16 protein-coding genes are annotated in these 19567 nt (G+C 70.1%); 10 read left to right on the top strand and 6 right to left on the bottom strand.

Annotated features, from left to right (window positions below; genetic code table 11):
• Nucleotides 1–45: 45 nt before the first annotated feature.
• Complete coding sequence (locus AC6LJ9_RS26870; protein WP_498149914.1) at nt 46–681, bottom strand: VTT domain-containing protein; 636 nt, start codon at nt 679–681, stop codon at nt 46–48.
• Between the two features lie 77 nt (nt 682–758).
• Between AC6LJ9_RS26870 and mutL the strand changes: the two genes are divergently transcribed.
• Together mutL and miaA are read left to right on the top strand one after the other, a co-directional pair.
• Nucleotides 759–2807 (top strand): DNA mismatch repair endonuclease MutL, encoded by a 2049-nt coding sequence (mutL, locus tag AC6LJ9_RS26865; protein ID WP_498149913.1) that lies wholly within the window; start codon nt 759–761, stop codon nt 2805–2807.
• Nucleotides 2808–2809: 2 nt separating this feature from the next.
• Nucleotides 2810–3775: a tRNA (adenosine(37)-N6)-dimethylallyltransferase MiaA gene (gene miaA, locus AC6LJ9_RS26860; RefSeq protein ID WP_498149912.1), complete on the top strand. Its 966-nt coding sequence runs from the start codon at nt 2810–2812 to the stop codon at nt 3773–3775.
• 116 nt (nt 3776–3891) lie between these two features.
• Here miaA and purM read toward each other — a convergent pair whose 3' ends face one another.
• Nucleotides 3892–4941, bottom strand: a complete 1050-nt coding sequence (purM, locus tag AC6LJ9_RS26855) for a phosphoribosylformylglycinamidine cyclo-ligase (RefSeq protein ID WP_103272579.1) — start codon at nt 4939–4941, stop codon at nt 3892–3894.
• Between the two features lie 444 nt (nt 4942–5385).
• Here purM and hda point away from each other — a divergent pair, with 444 nt between their 5' ends.
• Genes hda through AC6LJ9_RS26835 form a run of 4 tightly spaced genes read left to right on the top strand, consistent with a single transcriptional unit; the run spans nt 5386 to nt 8642 of the window.
• Nucleotides 5386–6087, top strand: coding sequence for a DnaA regulatory inactivator Hda (gene hda / locus AC6LJ9_RS26850; RefSeq protein WP_103272578.1), 702 nt, complete (start codon nt 5386–5388; stop codon nt 6085–6087).
• The gene (locus AC6LJ9_RS26845) at nt 6084–6782 is read left to right on the top strand and encodes an HAD family hydrolase (RefSeq protein ID WP_212312209.1); all 699 of its coding nucleotides are present in this window, start codon (nt 6084–6086) and stop codon (nt 6780–6782) included. The genes hda and AC6LJ9_RS26845 overlap by 4 nt, the downstream gene beginning before the upstream one ends.
• A 6-nt stretch (nt 6783–6788) precedes the next feature.
• On the top strand, nt 6789–8156 hold the full coding sequence (pcnB, locus tag AC6LJ9_RS26840; RefSeq protein ID WP_498149911.1) for a polynucleotide adenylyltransferase PcnB: 1368 nt from the start codon (nt 6789–6791) through the stop codon (nt 8154–8156).
• A 3-nt stretch (nt 8157–8159) separates the two neighbouring features.
• On the top strand, nt 8160–8642 hold the full coding sequence (locus AC6LJ9_RS26835) for a 2-amino-4-hydroxy-6-hydroxymethyldihydropteridine diphosphokinase (RefSeq protein WP_498149910.1): 483 nt from the start codon (nt 8160–8162) through the stop codon (nt 8640–8642).
• Between the two features lie 161 nt (nt 8643–8803).
• Here AC6LJ9_RS26835 and AC6LJ9_RS26830 read toward each other — a convergent pair whose 3' ends face one another.
• On the bottom strand, nt 8804–9694 hold the full coding sequence (locus AC6LJ9_RS26830; protein ID WP_212312215.1) for a sugar kinase: 891 nt from the start codon (nt 9692–9694) through the stop codon (nt 8804–8806).
• A gap of 268 nt (nt 9695–9962) precedes the next feature.
• On the opposite strand from AC6LJ9_RS26830, the gene nadA reads away from it, so the two are divergent.
• Nucleotides 9963–11090, top strand: a complete 1128-nt coding sequence (gene nadA / locus AC6LJ9_RS26825; protein ID WP_498149909.1) for a quinolinate synthase NadA — start codon at nt 9963–9965, stop codon at nt 11088–11090.
• Nucleotides 11091–11100: 10 nt separating this feature from the next.
• A complete protein-coding gene (gene nadB, locus AC6LJ9_RS26820) occupies nt 11101–12705 on the top strand; it encodes an L-aspartate oxidase (protein WP_498149908.1) in 1605 nt (534 codons plus the stop codon).
• Between the two features lie 119 nt (nt 12706–12824).
• Here nadB and AC6LJ9_RS26815 read toward each other — a convergent pair whose 3' ends face one another.
• From AC6LJ9_RS26815 to AC6LJ9_RS26805, 3 genes are read right to left on the bottom strand one after another with little or no spacing between them, the layout of a single operon-like run.
• Nucleotides 12825–13652: an HpcH/HpaI aldolase/citrate lyase family protein gene (locus AC6LJ9_RS26815; RefSeq protein ID WP_498149907.1), complete on the bottom strand. Its 828-nt coding sequence runs from the start codon at nt 13650–13652 to the stop codon at nt 12825–12827.
• Nucleotides 13649–14842, bottom strand: a complete 1194-nt coding sequence (locus AC6LJ9_RS26810) for a CaiB/BaiF CoA transferase family protein (protein WP_498149906.1) — start codon at nt 14840–14842, stop codon at nt 13649–13651. Before AC6LJ9_RS26810 ends, AC6LJ9_RS26815 begins: the two co-directional genes overlap by 4 nt.
• Nucleotides 14839–15669, bottom strand: a complete 831-nt coding sequence (locus AC6LJ9_RS26805; RefSeq protein WP_498149905.1) for an HTD2 family dehydratase — start codon at nt 15667–15669, stop codon at nt 14839–14841. The genes AC6LJ9_RS26810 and AC6LJ9_RS26805 overlap by 4 nt, the downstream gene beginning before the upstream one ends.
• Nucleotides 15670–15890: 221 nt before the next feature.
• On the opposite strand from AC6LJ9_RS26805, the gene AC6LJ9_RS26800 reads away from it, so the two are divergent.
• Nucleotides 15891–16889: a LysR family transcriptional regulator gene (locus tag AC6LJ9_RS26800; protein ID WP_498149904.1), complete on the top strand. Its 999-nt coding sequence runs from the start codon at nt 15891–15893 to the stop codon at nt 16887–16889.
• A gap of 239 nt (nt 16890–17128) precedes the next feature.
• Nucleotides 17129–19423, top strand: coding sequence for a two-partner secretion domain-containing protein (locus AC6LJ9_RS26795; protein ID WP_498149903.1), 2295 nt, complete (start codon nt 17129–17131; stop codon nt 19421–19423).
• Nucleotides 19424–19567 lie beyond the last annotated feature (144 nt).

Raw genomic sequence — 19567 nt, 5'->3', positions numbered from 1 at the left:
GCCATGCGCTGACGGCGCATGGCCCTTTTCTCTTGCGCGGCGCGTCTATTGGCGGCGCGAACGGATCAGCTTGAACAGGCCCGCGCCGACCACCGGCACGATGGCGGCGGCCAGGCCCAGCAGCACGATGGTGTTCAGGTGGTCCTTGATGAACGGGATGTTGCCGAAGAAGTAGCCGGCCGCCACCAGGCCCACCACCCAGGCCAGCGCGCCGGCGATGTTGAACAGCTGGAAACGCCCGAACGGCATCTCGGCCACGCCGGCCACGAAGGGGGCGAAGGTCCGCACCACGGGAATGAAGCGCGACAGCACGATGGTCTTGCCGCCGTGCTTTTCATAGAAGGCATGCGTGCGCATCAGCGCGCCCCGGTCCAGGAAGCGCAGGTTCATCGAGAACACGCGCGGTCCGATGTAGCGGCCGATCGTGTAATTCAACGTGTTGCCCGTCACCGCCGCGATCACCAGCAGCACCGACAGCATCACCGGATCGATCTGGCCGGTCGCGCCGAACGCACCCGCGATGAACAGCAGCGAATCCCCGGGCAGGAAGGGCAGCACCACCAGTCCGGTTTCCGCGAAAACGATCAGGAACAGCACCAGGTAGACCCAGGTGCCGTACTGCGCGACCCAGACGCCCAGCGTCTGGTCGATGTGCAACACCATATTGAAAAAATCCAGCATCGACGCCATCCTGCCATGCGGTAGTGAAATCCGTCCCCGACTATAGCCCAGGCGGTCCTGAGGCTAAAATCGTCACCATGGCCACCCCCGATACCCACTCCCAGACCGACCGCCGATCCATCCTCGCGCTGCCCGACCTGCTGATCAGCCAGATCGCGGCCGGCGAGGTCATCGAGCGGCCGGCGTCCGTGCTCAAGGAAGTGCTGGAGAACGCGATCGACGCCGGCGGACGCGCCATCGAGGTCCGGCTGGAAGGCGGCGGCATCCGCCGCATCGCCGTGACCGACGACGGCGGCGGCATCCCGCCCGAGGAACTGCCGCTGGCGCTGGCGCGCCACGCCACCAGCAAGATCCGCTCGCTGACCGAACTGGAATCGGTGGCGTCGATGGGATTCCGCGGCGAGGCGCTGGCCTCGATCGCCTCGGTGGCGCAGGTGTCCATCATCTCGCGCACGCGCGACGGCGAGCACGCCTGGCAGATCGACGGCGGCAGCCTGCAGGTCAGCCCCGCCTCGGGTCCCCCCGGCACCACCGTGGACGTGCGCCAGCTGTTCGACGCGGTGCCCGCGCGCCGCAAGTTCCTGCGCTCGGAAGCCACCGAATTCGGGCATTGCGTGGACGCGATGGAACGCATCGCGCTGGCGCATCCGCACATCGCGTTCCGCCTGTTCCACCACGACCGCGCGCAGCGCCAATGGCTGCCCGCCGATCCGCCGCAGCGCATCCGCGACGTGCTGGGCGCGGAGTTCGCCGAGCACGGCCTGCTGCTGTCGCACGCCGTCGGCACCGTGAGCCTGGCCGGCATGATCACCCGCCCGACCGCGGCCCGCGCGCGCGCAGACCGGCAATACCTGTACGTCAACGGCCGCTTCGTGCGCGACCGCACGGTCAGCCACGCGCTGCGCGCCGCCTACGCCGACGTGCTGCATGGCGACCGCCAGCCGGCCTATGTGCTGTTCCTGGACATCGATCCCGCCGCGGTGGACGTCAACGTCCATCCCGCCAAGCATGAGGTGCGGTTCCGCGACAGCGGCGCCGTGCACCGCTTCGTCTCGCACGCGGTCGGCCAGACGCTGGCACAGACCGGCGGCGCGTCCGCCGTCACGCCCGAGGCCCATGACGCGGAACCCGGCGCGCTGCCAGCGCAGAACGCCGGCGCAAGCTCCACGGACGGCGCAGGGGATGCCTCCGCCTCGCCGGACGCGAACGCCTCGCGAGCCGCATGGCAATCGCCCGACCCGGGCGCGTCCGCAGCCGGCACGCCCGCAGCCGGCATGCCCGCATCTGGCCACGCCTCGCAGAGCGGCGCGCAGCCTTCCTCCGCGCGCCCCGGTTACACCAGCAACGGCCACGCCGCGCCCTACGGCCTGCGCCCCTCGCCCGCGCCGCAACGGCCGCATACACAGGTGCCGTTCCGCCTGCACGCCGAACCCGCCGGCATTCCGGCGGCCGACTGGCAGTCGCTGTACCGCCCGCTGAACGAAGAGGCCGCGCCGCGCGCGACGCCGCTGCGCGACTCGGCCACCCTGCCCGCCGACGAGGAACACCCGCTGGGCATGGCCCTGGCCCAGGTCCACGGCATCTACATCCTGGCGCAGAACAAGCGCGGCATGGTGCTGGTGGACATGCACGCGGCCCATGAGCGCGTGGTCTACGAACAGCTCAAGCAGGCGCTGGACGCGCGCAGCCTGCCGCGCCAGGACCTGCTGGTGCCGGTGGTGTTCCATGCCCAGGAAAAGGACGTGGCCGTCGCCGAGGAATTCGAGGAACAGCTCGCCGAGCTGGGCTTCGAGCTGCGCCCGTCCGGCCCCACCTCGATCGCGGTGCGCTCGGTGCCAGCCATGCTGGCGCGCGGCGACATCGAGACGCTGGCCCGCGCCGTGCTGCGCGACCTGGGCGGCGTGGGCGTGTCGCGCCTCTTGACCGAACAGCGCAACGAACTGCTGTCCACCATGGCCTGCCACGGCTCGGTGCGCGCCAACCGCAAGCTCACCATCGAGGAGATGAACGGGCTGCTGCGGCAGATGGAAGCCACCGAACGCGCGGACCAGTGCAACCATGGCCGCCCGACCTGGGTGCAGTGGTCGGTGTCCGACCTGGACAAGCTCTTCCTGCGCGGACAATAGCCTTGCCTTCTACGTCCGCATCCGGCCTGCCGCCGGTCATCTGCCTGGCCGGCCCGACGGCGGCCGGCAAGAGCGCGTCCACGCTGGCGCTGGCCGAGCGCTGGCCGATGGAGATCGTCAACGTCGATTCGGCCACGATCTACCGAGGCATGGACATCGGCACCGCCAAGCCCTCGCCCGCCGAGCAGGCGCGCGTGCCGCAGCACCTGCTGGACATCCTGGACCCCGCGCAGTCGTACTCGGCGGCCGAATTCCGCGCCGACGCGCTGCGCCTGATCGACGAGATCCGCGCGCGCGGCCGCATGCCGCTGCTGGCCGGCGGCACCATGATGTACTACAAGGCGCTGCGCGACGGGCTGGACGACCTGCCACAGGCCGATCCGGCGCTGCGCGCCGAGCTGGAAGCGCGCGCCGCCCGCGAAGGCTGGCCGGCGCTGCATGCCGAACTGGCTACGCTGGACCCCGTCACCGCCGCGCGGCTGGCGCCCAACGACAGCCAGCGGATCCAGCGCGCGCTGGAAATCTGCCGTCTGTCCGGCCAGCCCATGTCCGCGCTGCTGCTGCGCGCGCAGCGCAAGCCGGACGAGGACGCCAACCGCTACCTGACCATCAGCCTGGAACCCTCGGACCGCGCCGCGCTGCACGCGCGCATCGAACAGCGCTTCGACGCCATGCTGGCGCAGGGCCTGATCGACGAAGTGCGCGCCCTGCGCGCGCGCGGCGACCTGCATCCCGGCCTGCCCTCGGTGCGCTGCGTGGGCTACCGCCAGATGTGGGCGCACCTGGACGGCGAGATCGACCTGGCCGGCGCGCGCGAGCAAGGCATCGCCGCCACGCGCCAGCTGGCCAAGCGCCAGATCACCTGGCTGCGGGCGCAGCCTGAGCGTGTCATCGTCGATTGCCTGGCGCGGGACGCGGTGGCGCGGACGATAGACGCGGTGGCCGCCGCGCTGGGCGAACGCGCCTGACGCGTCCACGGGGCAGGCTCCCCGTCACAGACGCGTCGCCCTCCGTCTGCTTCCCAAAATGAAAAAGCCCGCCGTAGCGGGCTTTTTCCTGCCGGCCGTTCAACGGCCGGGCGCGCTCAGACCACGAAGGTCTGCGCCATGCCGTCCTGCTGCTCGACGATCTCGCCGATGCGGTTGACGGTCTCGCCCTGCTCGCGCAGGGTCGCGGCGATGGCGTCGGCCTGGGCGGCATCGACCACCAGCACCATGCCGATGCCGCAGTTGAAGACGCGGTGCATTTCGGTATCTTCCACGCCGCCCTGCTGCTGCAGCCACTGGAACAGCTTGGGCATTTCCCAGCCGTCGCGGTGCAGCTTGGCCGACAGGCCGGGCTGCAGGATGCGCGGCACGTTGTCCAGCAGGCCGCCGCCGGTGATGTGGGCCAGGCCCTTGATGGCGGTGCCGTGCTTGGCCAGCGCGGCCAGCACCTGCTTGACGTAGATGCGGGTGGGAGCCATGACCACGTCGACCAGCGGCTGGCCGTGGAAGTCCTGATCGGGGCGGGCGTTGGCGCGCTCGAGGATCTTGCGGACCAGCGAATAGCCGTTGGAGTGCGCGCCGCTGGATGCCAGGCCCAGCACCACGTCGCCGGTCTTGATCGACTTGCCGTCGATGATGGCCGACTTTTCCACCGCGCCCACCGCGAAGCCGGCCAGGTCGTATTCGCCGTCCGGGTACATGCCGGGCATTTCGGCGGTCTCGCCGCCGATCAGCGCGCATCCCGACAGCTCGCAACCCTTGGCGATGCCGCCCACCACGGACGCCGCCGTATCCACCGACAGCTTGCCGCAGGCGAAGTAGTCCAGGAAGAACAGCGGCTCGGCGCCCTGCACCAGGATGTCGTTGACGCTCATGGCGACCAGGTCGATGCCCACGGTGTCGTGACGGTTCCACTCGAACGCCAGGCGCAGCTTGGTGCCCACGCCGTCGGTGCCCGACACCAGCACCGGCTCCTTGAACTGCTTCGGCACTTCGAACAGGGCGCCAAAGCCGCCGATACCGGCCAGGACCCCGGGACGCATGGTGCGGGCCGCGAGCGGCTTGATACGGTCGACCAGGGCGTCGCCCGCATCGATATCGACGCCAGCGTCGCGGTAGGTCAGGGGAGCGGAGGGTTGATTCGTCATGAGAAATGCCGTGGGATATGTAACAATTGCTGGGAATTGGGGTGGGTTGCCCGGCATTTTACGACGCCGCGGCCCGAAGCTGGCCACAAGCCGGTGCCGACACCCCCCAAAGCCCCCGGAATCCGCCGGGAGCCAGGGCCTGAACGGCGGACTGGCGCGACACCGCCCCTCAGGTGGTTTAAAGTGTAGGGTTGGCCGATATCGGTTTTGGCCAGCCGTTTTGGTCAACCGATTGACCCGATTCTTGACCCATTCTGTTTGACCTGATTTTTACTGCGGGAATCCGTTGCCGGATCCTGCCGCCAGCATGGCCTGGCGGCGTCGGCGACGGGCCTGGCGACACGGCGCGCGGCCTGGCCGCAGCCGGGCAGCCCGCGCGAGTCCCGTGGCGCGGATCCGGATGTCCGGACCGCTCCGCAAGCAAGCCTGATTGAATAGCTTCCCATGAACCGCCAGCTGCTGCTCGACGTTCTTCCTGCGCCAGCGCCTTCGCTGAACAATTTCATCGCCGGCCCCAACGGGGAAGCGCTCGCGGCGGTGCGCACGCTCGCCCCCGGCCGGGCGCTCTACATCTGGGGCTCGGCCGGCTGCGGCCGCAGCCATCTGCTGCGCGCGCTCACCGCGCGCCCCGACGCCGTCTACATCCACGCCGCCAACGGCGAGAACATGCTGCGCGTGCTGGCCGGCGCCGATTCCAAGTCGCCGATGCCGAAGTTCGTGGCGGTGGACGACGTGCACCGCATGGACGACAACCGGCAGGCCGGCCTGTTCGCCCTGTACAACCGCTGGCGCGAATCCGCCGCCACCGGCCGCGCCTTCGCGCTGGCCGTGGCCGGCGACCGCGCCCCGCTGTCCATGCCGCTGCGCGAGGACCTGCGCACCCGCCTGGGCTGGGACCTGGTGTTCCGCCTGGATCCGCTGTCCGACGCCGACAAGCTGGCCGCCCTGTCCGCCCAGGCTGCCGAGCGCGGCATGCACCTGGCGCCCGAGATCATCAACTGGATGCTGACGCACCATGAGCGCGACATCCGCAAGCTGGCAGCGCTGATCGACGCGCTGGACCGCTATTCCCTGGCCAACGGCCGCCCCATCACCCTGCCCCTGCTGCGCGCCATGCTCGCGGACCCCGACTCGCAACCCAAATGACCTCCCCACGTCTCGCCCTGTTCGACCTGGACCACACCCTGTTGCCGCTGGACAGCGACTATCAATGGGCCGACTACCTGGCGCGCACCGGCCGCGCCGGCGATCCAGACGAGGCCCGGCGCCGCAACGACGAGCTGATGGAGCGCTACAACCGTGGCGAGCTGACCGCCGAGCAGGCGGCCGAATTCATGCTGGGCCTGTTGGCCGCGCATCCGCCCTATGAGCTGGCCGCCTGGCACGAGGCCTTCATGGCGGAAGTGATCCGCCCGTCGATCACGCCCGCCGCGCGCGCGCTGGTCGACGAGCACCTGCAGGCCGGCGACCTGTGCGCGGTGGTCACGGCCACCAACGGCTTCGTCACCGCCCCCATCGCCCGCGCCTTCGGCATCCCCCACCTGATCGCCACCGACGCCGAATACCGCCATGGCCGCTACACCGGCCGCATCCACGGCACGCCCAGCTTCAAGGAAGGCAAGGTGGTGCGCGTGGACCAATGGCTGGCCGGCATGGGCACGGCGCTTACGGATTTCCCCGAATCGTTTTTCTATAGCGATTCGGTCAATGATGTGCCCTTGCTCGAAAAGGTGAGCCAGCCGGTCGCCGCCAACCCCAGCCCCGCCCTGCGCAAGATCGCCCAGGAACGCGGCTGGCGCGTGATCGATCTGTTCGATCACATGGAAGACTCCAAGTCCTGAACCCTGATGATTACCGAAACCATAAAAAAATTCGTCGGCCGCCTGTTCGCGCCCGCTAATCGCGGACCGCTGCGCATCGTCCGCGACAAGCACGGCATCGACCGCCGCAACGTCTCGCGCCATGCCATCAAGGTCTGCGAGGTGCTGCGCCAGCACGGCTATGACGCGTATATCGTCGGCGGCGCCGTGCGCGACCTGATCGTCGGGCTGGAGCCCAAGGACTTCGACGTGGCCACCAACGCCACGCCCGAGCAGATCCGCCCGCTGTTCCGCCGCGCCCGCATCATCGGCCGCCGCTTCCAGCTGGTGCACGTGGTGTTCGGCCAGGAGATCATCGAGACCTCCACCTTCCGCGCGCCCGCCTCGGAAGACCAGGAAACCGACGAGCATGGCCGCATCCTGCGCGACAACGTGTTCGGCTCGCAGGCCGAGGACGCGGCGCGCCGCGACTTCACCATGAACGCGCTCTACTACGATCCGCACACCGAGGAAGTCATCGACTACCACCACGGCGTGTCCGACCTGAAGAAGCGCCAGATCCGCATGATCGGCGACCCGGCCAAGCGCTACCGCGAAGACCCGGTGCGCATGCTGCGCGCGGTGCGCTTCGCCGCCAAGCTCAACGGCACCATCGACCCGGCCACGCGCCAGCCCATCGGCACCATGGCGGACCTGATCGAGAACGTGCCGGCCTCGCGCCTGTTCGACGAAATGCTCAAGCTGCTGACCTGCGGCCATGCCATGGACTGCCTGCGCCAGCTGCGCGCCGACGGCCTGCACAAGGGCCTGCTGCCGCTGCTGGACGTGGTGCTGGAACAGCCCGGCGGCGAACACTTCGTGGAGCTGGCGCTGGAGCGCACCGACGCCCGCGTGCGCGCCGGCAAGACCATCAGCCCCAGCTTCCTGTTCGCCGCGCTGTTGTGGCAGCAGGTCGAGGTGCGCTGGAAGCAGCTGCGCGCCCAGGGCGAGCACACTATCCCGGCGCTGTCGCAAGCCGCCGACTCGGTGCTCGACGAGCAGACCGAAAAGCTGGCCATCCAGCGCCGCTTCTCGTCGGACATGCGCGAGATCTGGTTCATGCAGCCGCGCTTCGAGCGCCGCATGGGCAAGACCATCTACCGCATGATCGAGCAGCCGCGCTTCCGCGCCGCCTGCGATTTCCTGCAGCTGCGCGCCGCCGCCGGCGAATTCGACAGCGTGCTGGCGCAATGGTGGATGGACCTGGCCAATGCCGACGACGACCTGCGCGGCGAGATGATCGAGGAAGTGTCGCGCCTGCCGCGCGATTCCGCCGATGCCCCGGCATCGACCTCGGCCAACCGTCGCCGCCGCCGTCCCCGCCGCTCGCCGCGCGGCGGCTCGGCGTCGGAGTAAGCAATGAGCGCGGATCGCGTGCGCGCCTATATCGCGCTGGGCGCCAACCTGGGCGACAGCGCGGCCACCCTCAAGACGGTGCTGGACGAACTGCGCCAGACGCCCGGCATCGCCGCCGTGACCGCCTCGCGCTTCTACCGCACCGCTCCGGTCGAGGCCACCGGCCCCGACTTCGTCAACGCCGCCGCGGCGCTGGACACCACGCTGGCGCCGCTGGAACTGCTGGACGTGCTGCAGGCCCTGGAACTGCGCCACGGCCGCGAGCGCCCCTACAAGAACGCGCCGCGCACGCTGGACCTGGACATGCTGCTCCACGGCGACCAGTCCCTCGAAGACCCGCGCCTGATCCTGCCCCATCCCCGCATGCATCTGCGCGCCTTCGTGCTGCGTCCGCTGCTGGACCTGTTCCCCGACTTGCGCGTCGCCGGCCGCCCGGCCGCCGACTGGCTGGCCGACATCCACGACCAGCCCATCTCCCCGCTGTAAACGCGCCGCGAGGCAGCCGCCTCCCCATCCCGACATCCAGGCCAGGCGCAACGCCCGGCCCCACACCGGCCTCCCCGAATCGAGGCTGCACGGTGCCGGCTCGGCCGGTCCGTAGCGGCGCCCCGTTGTAGCGGGAGGCGCGCAGCGCTCGGGGAGACCCTCTACTTGAATTCCATCATCGCGCGTTCAACATCTTCCACGCCGGGCAGCCCCGCCTCGTTGCCCAGATGCTGGATCTTGTGCGCCGACGCCGCGCGGGCAAACGTGAAGTGCTCCGACCACGGCAGTTCCGGACGATTCAGGTACGACCAGACATAGGCGCCGTGGAACACGTCGCCCGCGCCCGAGGTGTCCACGATGCGCTCGGCCGGCACATCCAGTGAAGCCAGTTCGCGGATCTTGCCATCCTCGCCATACCAGAGCATGCCGCGCTCGCCCAGCGTGACCGCGCCCACGCGGCACCCCCGGGCCTGCAGGAATTCCAGCAGGCCTTCCGGCGGCAGCCCCATCTGCTCGCACATGCGCTCGGCGCATACGGCCACGTCGATGTAGCGCAACAGTTCGTCGGTGTTCTCGCGCACGCCGCCGCCGTCCAGCGAGGTCAGGATGCCGGCCTGGCGGAAGGCGCGCGCGTAGTGCAGCGCCGCGTCGGGCTGATGGCCGTCCAGGTGCAGCGCGCGGTAGCCGCTGATGTCCAGGCGGGGGAAATCATTCAGATAGTCGGCATCGCGGGCGCGCACGATGGCGCGCTTGCCGTGGTTGGGCATGATGCAGGACAGCGAGGACCGGCGCACCTGGCGCGTGTGCAGCGCCACGCCGTGGGCGGCCGCCATGTCGGCATACATGTGGCCCAGCCAGTCCGGCGCCATGGAGCAGATCAGATCGGGCGCTGAACCCAGCTTGGCGCAGGCGAAAGCCGCCGTCACGGCATTGCCGCCGAAGGACACCGCGTAGTCGCTGGCCACGCTCTTCTCGTCCCCGGTCGGCCAATGATCGGCCAGCAGGGTGACGTCGATGTAGGTATGTCCGATGAATAGGGACGTGCAGCTCATGTTCCCGCCTTGTAGGTCGCGCCGCCACGAGGCGGCGATCGCGTTGCAAAGGGATGATGGTCGTGGCCGGGAACCGCCGCGCGGATGCTGGCGGCCCTTGCCAGGGCCGCACCATGCTACGCCATTCCCCGCACCCGCGCCGCCGCGATACCGCGCCGGCATGATGCAAGTCTGGAACCGGCGGAATCGGGCATTGCTTACGGGTGCTTTCATTAATACTCAATATGAGTATAATTTTCCCGAACCCATTCCGGAACCGGAGACAGCCATGTCCATCAAGTCCGTCGCGTTCGATCACCCTGCTTCCGCCGGCGCCTGCGGCGTCGGCCAGGCCTGGGCCCGCGTGCCCGCACCGCAAAGCCCCGAGCAGCAACGCCAGGCCGCCGACCGGCTGCGCGTCCTGCTGCGCGAGCGCGACGCGGTCATGATCGCCCACTACTACGTGGACGGCCCGCTGCAGGACCTGGCTCGCGAAACCGGCGGCTGCGTCGGCGACTCGCTGGAAATGGCGCGCTTCGGCGCCAGCCATCCCGCGTCCACCCTGGTGGTGGCCGGCGTGCGATTCATGGGCGAGACGGCCAAGATCCTCAGCCCGCACAAGCGCGTGCTGATGCCGGACGGCGAGGCCACCTGCTCGCTGGACCTGGGCTGTCCCGCCGACGCGTTCAGCCGCCATTGCGACGCCCATCCCGACCGCACCGTGGTGGTCTACGCCAACACCAGCGCCGCGGTGAAGGCGCGGGCCGACTGGGTCGTGACGTCCTCGGTCGGACAGGACATCGTGGCGCACCTGCACGCCCGCGGCGAGAAGATCCTGTGGGCGCCCGACCGCCACCTGGGCGCCTACATCCAGGCGCAGACCGGCGCCGACATGCTGCTGTGGCACGGCTCCTGCGTGGTGCATGACGAATTCAAGGCCGACGAACTGGCCGCGCTGTCGCGCGAGCATCCGCAAGCAGCCATCCTGGTCCATCCCGAATCGCCGGCTGGCGTCGCCGCGCTGGCCGATGTGGTCGGCTCCACGACGCAGCTGATCGCCGCCGCCGGCAGGCTCGACACCGACACCTTCATCGTCGCCACCGATCAGGGCATCCTCCACGACATGCGGCAGCGCCATCCGGGCAAGACCTTCCTGGCCGCGCCCACCGCCGGCCATGGCGCAACCTGCAAGAGCTGCGCGCTGTGCCCCTGGATGGCGATGAATGCGCTGGACGGCGTGGAACAGGCCCTGACCTCGGGCCGAGGCGAGATCGAGCTGGATCCGGCCATCGCGCTGGCCGCGCGCCGGCCCATCGAACGCATGCTGGATTTCGCCGCCGCGGCTCGCCAGCCGGTGCGCAGCAGCGGCGACTTGGCGCGCGACGGCGCGCTGTACCGCCACTTCGGCCCGGCCTGAGGACACGTCCATGCATCCGGAATCGACAGACGTGCTCGTCATCGGCGCCGGCCTGGCCGGCATGGCCACGGCCCTGTCGCTGCCGCCGCATCTGCGCGTGGCCATGCTGAGCAAGGGGCCCGCCGACGATTGCGCCAGCGCCTGGGCGCAAGGCGGCATCGCGGCGGCGCAGGCGCCGGACGACAGCATCGAGGCGCACGTCCAGGACACGCTGATCGCCGGCGCCGGACTGTGCGACGCCGACGCCGTGCGCCGCATCCTTGCGCAAGGCCCCGCGGCGCTCGACTGGCTGCTCGGGCTCGGCGTGCCCTTCACGCTGGACGAGGATGGCCGCTCGCTGCACCTGACGCGCGAGGGCGGCCACGGCGCGCGCCGCATCGCCCACGCGGCCGACGCCACCGGGCGGGCCGTGCACGCCGCGCTGCTGCGGCAATGCCGCGCGCGACCCAACATCAGGCTGATCGAACATGCGGCCGCGCTGGACCTGCTGCTGGCCGAACCCGCCAATGCCAACGCGCCCCGGCGCTGCCTCGGCGCGCGGGTGCGCATCGGCGACGGCGACATCACCCCCTGGCTGGCCAGCCATACGGTACTGGCGACGGGCGGACTGGGCCAGGTCTATGCCCAGACCACCAACCCCGATGCCGCGACCGGCGACGGCGTGGCCATGGCCTGGCGCGCGGGCTGCCAGGTGGCGGACATGGAATTCGTGCAGTTCCATCCCACCGCGCTGCAGGTGGATGGCCGCGCGGCCGGCCTGGTGACCGAGGCGCTGCGCGGCGAAGGCGCCGTGTTGCGCCTGCCGGGCGGCGAGCGCTTCATGCCCGCTTACGACCCGCGCGCGGAACTGGCGCCGCGCGACATCGTGGCGCGCGCGATCTGGGCCGAGATGTCGCGCCGCGATCTGCCCTATGTGCACCTGGACATATCGCACCGGCCGCGCGCCTGGCTGGACCGGCATTTCCCAGCCGTGACGGCGCTGTGCGCCGCGCACGGCATCGACATCGCCACGCAGCCCATGCCGGTCGCGCCCTGCGCGCACTATGCCTGCGGCGGCGTCCGCGCGGATGTGGACGGCGCCACCGGCATCGCCGGCCTGCGAGCCGTGGGCGAAGTCGCGCGCACCGGCCTGCATGGCGCCAACCGGCTGGCCAGCAACTCACTGCTGGAATGCGTGGTGATGGGCCGGGCGGCCGCAAGGGCCATCGCCGTAGCCGGCGATGCGACGAATGCGGGAGCCTTGGCGGCGTCATCGCCGGCGCGCATGGCGGCGCGGGCGCAACTGCCCGCGTGCCCGGCCGCGCGGTCCGACTCGGCGGAAGTTCCCCACGCGCCCGACACGATACGCGCGGCACTGCGGCGCTTGATGCAGCAGCAAGCGGGCATCATGCGCAACGATCAGGGGCTGGCCGACGCTTCCGAACGGATAGCGGCGTGGCGCCGCGAATTGCCGCCGGATGCGGATCCCGGACGGGACGCCCGCTGGCAGGCGCTGCGCAACCAGCTGGATGTGTGCGGCCTGATCGTCGCCGCCGCGGCGCGGCGGCGCGAGAGCCGGGGCGCGCACGCCAGCAGCGACTGGCCCGCCCCCAGCGACGCGCCGGGCGACCCCTAGCTCCAGGCGCGGTGGCGAGATACGCGAAGTCGGGATGCGGCCCCCGGTCGCCAGGCCGCGCAGCCTCCCCTCCTGGTCTCGCTCCACTGCGCAAGCCGAGTCGCCGGCAAGCCCGCGCGCTAGACCGACTCGCCCGCTTGCGCCAGCACCTGCCTGGCCCGCGCGATGACCGGCGCGTCCACCATGCGTCCATCCAGCATGAACGCGCCCGGCCCGCCGTCGCGATGCGCGGCAAGCACGCGCCTCGCCCAGTCCAGCTCGGCGGCGGCCGGCGCGAAAACGTCGTGGATCACCGGCACCTGGGCCGGATGGATGCAGAGCATGCCGCCAAAGCCCATCTGCTGCGCCCTGGACGCGGCGCGGGCCAGGCCGGCAGTGTCCTGCACGCCGGGAAACACCCCATCCAGCGCCGGCGGCAACCCGGCCGCGCGGGTCTGCAGCAGCACCTGGATGCGGGCATGGTCGAGCACTATCTCGGCGCCCGGCGTATCCGGCGCCAGCCCCAGGTCCAGGGCGTAGTCCAGGCCACCGTAGGCCAGCCGCGCCACGCCGGGCGTGCCCGCGACCTCGGCGGCGTTGAGCACGCCGCGCGCGGTCTCGATGATGGGAATGACCGGCAATCCGGCCTGGGCCACATGACGCGCCTGCGCCAGGCTTTCGGCCTTGGGCAGCAGGATGGCGGTCACGCCGGCCTTGCCGCGCAGCGCCTTGAGATCGTCCTCGTGCCAGGGCGTGGAGGCGTCGTTGATGCGCACCCACAGACGCGCCTGCGGATGCGTGCCCAGGAAGTCGCACAGCGCCTCGCGCGCGCTGTCCTTGGCCAGGTGCTCGACAGCGTCTTCCAGGTCCACGATCACGGCGTCCGCGCCGCTGGCCAGCGCCTTGGGGATGCGCTCGGGCCGGGAAGCCGGCACGAACAGCGCGGTACGAACGATGGGATGGGTCATACGACCTCCGCGGCGTGCAGTCGCGCCACCTCGTCGGGCGCGTACCCCAATGATGCTAGCACCGCGTCGGTGTTTTCGCCCACGGCCGGCACGGGATCCATGCGCGGCGCGTAGGCGCTGTTGCTGGCGGGCGGCAGCAGCGCCGGCAGCGCGCCTGCCGGGCTGCCGACCTCGCGCCAGCGCTGGCGCGCCTGCAGCTGCGGATGCGCCCAGACGCCGGACATGTCGTTGACGCGGGCGTTGGCGATCTGTGCGTCCTCCAGCCGCTGCGTAACCTGATCGATGTCCAGGCCGGCGAAGGCGTCGACGATCAGCGTGCGCAACGCCTCGCGATTGGCGGTGCGCTGCGAATTGGACAGGAAGCGCGGATCCTCGGCCAGTTCGGCCTGGCGGAGCACCTGGGCGCAGAACACGCGCCACTCGCGCTCGTTCTGCAGGCCCAGCATGATGGTGGCCCCGCCGCCCACGGGAAACGGCCCGTAGGGATAGATGGTGGCGTGGGCCGCGCCCGCGCGCAGCGGCGGCGGCGCGCCGTCGAAGGCGTAGTACATGGGATAGCCCATCCACTCGACCATGCTCTCCAGCATGGACACGTCGATGCGGCTGCCCTCGCCGGTCCTGCCGCGCAGCAGCAGCGCGTTCAGGATGGCCGAATAGGCATACATGCCGGCGGCGATGTCGGCGATGGAACAGCCGGCCTTGGACGGGCCGTCGGCCGTGCCGGTGACGGACACGAAACCGCTCTCGCTCTGGATCAGCAGGTCGTAGGCCTTCTTGTCCTGGTACGGGCCGCCTTCGCCATAGCCGGAGATATCGCAGACGATCAGGCGCGGGTGCTTCGCGTGCAGCGCCTCGAACGACAACCCCAGTCGCGCGGCCGCGCCCGGCGCCAGGTTCTGCACCAGCACGTCGGCGCCGGCCAGCAGGCGTTCCATCACATCGCCGGCTTCGTCGCGCTTGAGATCCAGCGTCAGGCTTTCCTTGGAGCGGTTGGTCCAGACGAAGTGCGAGGACAGGCCGCGCACGCGCTCGTCATAGCCGCGCGCGAAATCACCCGCGCCGGGGCGCTCGATCTTGATGACGCGCGCGCCCATGTCGGCCAGCTGGCGGGTGCAGAACGGCGCGGCGATGGCGTGTTCCAGGCTGACGACGGTGATGCCGTCCAGCGGGCGGGGGGCGGGCGCGCTCATGCCTCGAACCTCAGTTCGGCCTGGTGCGCCAGGGTGCCGTCCTGCTCGGCCCACAGCCTGGCCAGGCCCGGGCCGTCCAGCCGGCCGGCGACGTGGAAGGGCGTGGGCGAGATCAGCGGCCGCAGGCCGCGATACGACAGATGCTTCAGCCTGGCCTGGGGATGGGCGCGGACAAAGGCGGCGACCATCTCGGTGGCGATCAGCGGCCCGTGCACCACCAGGCCGGGATAGCCCTCGACAGAGGTGACATAGGGATGGTCGTAGTGGATGCGGTGGCCATTGAAGGTCACGGCCGAATAACGGAACAGCAGCACGGCAGTCGGCTCGACCGGGTCGCGCCACTGCGCCTGGGGCGCAAGCTCGGATCCGGACAGCTTGGGCGGCGTGGGCTGGCGGTAGACGATGTCCTGTTCCTCCAGGATCGCGGCCTCGCCGTCCTGGCGGTATTCGTGGCGCACGGTCACGAACAGCAGCGCACCCGTGCGGCCGGTCTTTTCCTTGACGTCGGCCACCGTGGACAGGCGCTCGGCCGGCACGCCGACCTTGAGCGGCCGGACGAATTCGACCCGGCCGCCGGCCCACATGCGGTTGCGGTCGTTCGCCGGCGGCAGGAAGCCGCCGCGCGAGGGATGGCCATCCGTCCCCAGCCCCTCCTGGCTCACGGCGCTGATGAAGAAGGCCCATTGCCATAGCGGCGGCAACGCGTCGCCGCGGGCCGGCGCCGGCCCGCCCAGGGCGGCGGCGATGCGCGCGGCATGGCCGGGATCGAGCGCGTCGGCCAGGCGCTCGCTGCTGCCGATCCAGGCGGCGGGGTCGTTGGAGGTCATGCCGGTATCCTTGGTCGAGGGTTGCATGGCAGGAGCATGCCTGGAATGCGCGCTCCCTGTGAATTCATTTTTGCTCAAGCCTGCCTTTAGGGGGACCACCCCCGAGCGCTGCGCGCTCCCCCTCAAGGGGGCGCAGCCGCGGACCGGCAAGGCCGGCTCCGCGCTGCCCCGCTCGAGAAACCTCCGATGGCGTAGTACGCCACACATCACTAATATGGCGCATGCACTTCGATCTGCCCGACCTCCGCCTCTTCATCCACATCGCCGAATCCCCCAGCCTGACGCAGGCGGCCAAGCGCGCCCACCTGTCGCTGGCCGCGGTCAGCGTGCGCATCAAGGCGCTGGAGAACCAGCTCAGCACCCGCCTGCTCTACCGCGACAGCCGGGGCGTGGAGATCACGCCCGCCGGCCAGCGCCTGCTGCAGCATGCGCGCGTGATCCTGCGCCAGGTGGACCACCTGAAGCACGACTTCCAGGAACAGGCCGACGGCGACGCCGGCCACATCCGCATCTTCGCCAACACCACGGCGGTCACCGAGTTCATGCCCGACCTGCTGGCCCGCTACCTGGCCGGGCATCCGGGCGTGACCGTGGACCTGCAGGAGCGGCTGACGCGCGACATCGTGCGCGGCGTGCGCGACGGCACCACCGACCTGGGCATCGTGGCCGGCCCGGTGGACGCGCCTGAATTGCAGGCCATCCATTTCAGCACCGACCGCCTGGTGCTGGTGACGCCCAACGGCCACCCCTTGCAGGACCGCGCCAAGGTCAAGCTGGCCGAGGCCGTCAGCTATCCCTTCATCACCATGCACGAAGGCTCCACGCTGGTGGCCTTCCTGCGCGAACAGCTGGAAATGGCCGGCCAGCGCCTGCCCCAGCGCATCCAGCTCTACAGCTTCGATTCCATCTGCCGCATGGTGCAGGCGGGCGTCGGCGTGGGCGTGATTCCGGACTCGGCCGCGCGGCGCTACGGCGCCAGCCAGGGCCTGCGCGTGGTCGAGCTGGACGAGCCCTGGGTGGTGCGCGAGCGCAAGCTGCTGCTGCGCGACATCGACGCCCTGCCCGGCTGTGCGCGCGAACTGATCGCGCAAATACAGGAAGCGCGCGACGAGTCCGGCAACACATCGCAGGTGACAGAGACCGCGCCACCCAAGCCCGCCAAGGCGCGCCCCGCGTCCAAGACCGCGCGCGCCACGAAGACGCCGCCCAAGTCCCGCTGACGGCTGGCAAGGTCCGCCACAACGGCGGCCCCATCGGCACACGCTTGCCGACACGTACACCCACGCGCGGACAGCATCCTGGTTCGGACACCTATCCTCGCTGAACATCCTGAATCATCATTGCAACGATGACGGATTAGTAGAAATCAGATTTCATCACGCATCGCCTGCATCCGGCGCGTCACGCCGCACCCCCATGCTACGGTGGCCCGCCCAATCACTCGCGGGAGTTCCGGATCATGCATGCACAACATTCCCTTCCCCATTCCAGGCGCCGCGCCGGCAAGACGCGCCGCATCGGCAAGACCTGGCGCAACACGCTGCAGGGCAGCGCGGCGCTCACCCTGCTGCTCTGCGCCGCCGCCGCGCATGCGGACGCGGCGCTGCCCAGCGGCGGCAGGGTGGTCCTCGGATCCGCCGACTTGTCCAGCGCTCCTGGCGACAACGGTGGAATCAGCCACATCGCCCAAGGCGGCCCCCATCTGATCATCAACTGGGACAGCTTCAACATCGCCGAAGGCAAGCAGGTCGTTTTCCGGCAGCCTTACCCATCCGCCGTGGCGCTGAACCGCGTGATCGGCAACTCGGCCAGCCAGATCCTGGGCCAGCTGAATGCGAATGGCCAGATCTTCCTGGTCAACCCCAACGGCATCCTGTTCGGACCGAACTCGCAGGTCAACGTGGGCGCGCTGGCCGCCTCGACGCTCGCTTTGAGCAACAGGGATTTCCTGGGCGGACGCGATTACCGCTATGCCACCCAGGGCAAATCCGCCAAGGTCGTCAATCAGGGCAGCCTGAATGCCAGGGCCGGCGGCTTCATCGCCCTGGTCGGCGGGCAGGTGGACAATCAGGGAACGGTGCAAGCGCCCGGCGGCACCATCGCCATGGCCGCCGGCAAGGCGGTCACGCTGACGCGCATCGGCAACGGCGCGCTCGGCGTGCAGATCGATGAAGCCGCGCTGGACACACTGGCCCGCGATGGCCTGGCCCCGCAAGCCAATGGAACGCAGCCGGTGTCGCCGGCGCAGGCCGTGCTGCGCGCGGCGGTGAACGACAAGGGCCTGATCGAGGCCGCGACCCTGACGGAACAGGGCAGCCTCATCGTGGCCGAGGGCCAGGGCGCGAAGATCACTGCCGGCGGCGTGCTGGACGCCAGCGCGCATGCCGGCCATGCCGGCCAGATCCAGCTGTACGGCCAGACGGTGGCCGTGACCGGCGACCTGCTCGCACGCGCCGCGGGCGCGGGCAATGGCGGCCGCATCACGCTGAGCGGCAGGCAGCTGAGCCTGGCCGACGCCAGCCAGGTGGACACGCAATCAGCGCCCGGACGCACGGGCTGGCTGACGCTGGAGTCGAACCGGATCACCGTCGCCCCGGACGCCGCGGCCGGCCAGACCCGCGTCAGCGCCGCCGCGCTGGCCCGCCACCTGGGCCGCAACAACGTGTCGCTGGCATCCATGCAGGCCGACCTCCAGGTGAACGAGGCCGTCGCCTGGAACAACGACCACACGCTGCGCCTGTCCGCCCGCGACGACATCCTGCTGGCGGCAGGCATCCAGGCCGAAGGACGCCACGCCGGCCTGGCGCTGGCGCATGGCGAGAACGCCGACTATCGCCTGGGCAAGGACGTGAAAGTGACGCTGTCCGGCGCCGACGCCGGATTCTCGCTGAACGGGCAGGCCTATGCCGTCATCCATGATGCGCGCCAACTCCAGGAGATGGAAAGCAACCTGGCCGGACGCTACGTGCTGGGCAATGACATCGACGCCAGCAGCACGCGCGACTGGAACCAGGGGCGTGGCTTCCTGCCGGTGGGCGCGCAGGAAGCCAGCAGCTTCCGCGGCACCCTGGCGGGCCTGGGCAATGCCATCGACGGCCTCTACATCAAGCACGACGCGTCCCAACCCGCCTCTTCGTCCGGCAACCTGGGGGTGTTCGGTGCATCACACGGCACCGTGCGCGATCTCGACCTGAGGGATCTGTACATTGCCTCAGAGCAAGGCACGGCCATCGGCGGACTGGTCGGCCAGAACTTTGGCGTCGTCAGGCAGGTGCGCGCCACGGGCCGGATTGCCAGCGCGAACGGCGCCGCCGTCGGCGGTCTGGTCGGCGAGAACAGCGGCCTGATCTCCCATGTCGGTTTCGAGGGCGAGGTCGCCAATCGCAACAGCGCCGGAAAGTACGGCGGCAGCCTGGGCGGGCTGGTCGGCATGAACTCCTCCAAGGGCGCCCGCATCGAGCACGCGATCGCCAGGGCGACGGTCCGGGGTGACGACGCCGTCGCTGGCGGGCTGGTCGGCGTGAACGCAGTTGGCGCGCAGATCAGCGACTCCCTGGCCACGGGCGAGGTCTGGTCCGACAGCTTCCTCGCCGGCGGACTGGTCGGCCTCAACGCCGAAAGCCGCATCCTCAGATCCGAAGCCACCGGCCCTGTCGTTGCGAACGGCGAACACCATAACATCCTCGTGGGCCTGAACCTCGGCGAGGACAGCGACATCGCGGACTCGAAGGCAACGTATACCCCCGCCCCTTGACCGCAGTTCGGCGGGGCAAGGCAAGAATCGGTCCCGCAAGCGCGATGTGCCCGATCCGATGAAACAAGGCCCCGGCCAGTTCATTCCCCGGCTCTTATTCACATCTGACGCCTCCGGCGCTTAAAGAAAGACGACAATATTGAG

The sequence above is a fragment of the Achromobacter sp. 1011811831 genome (genome assembly GCF_059760905.1).
This window is presented reverse-complemented; position numbering and strand designations above follow the sequence as displayed.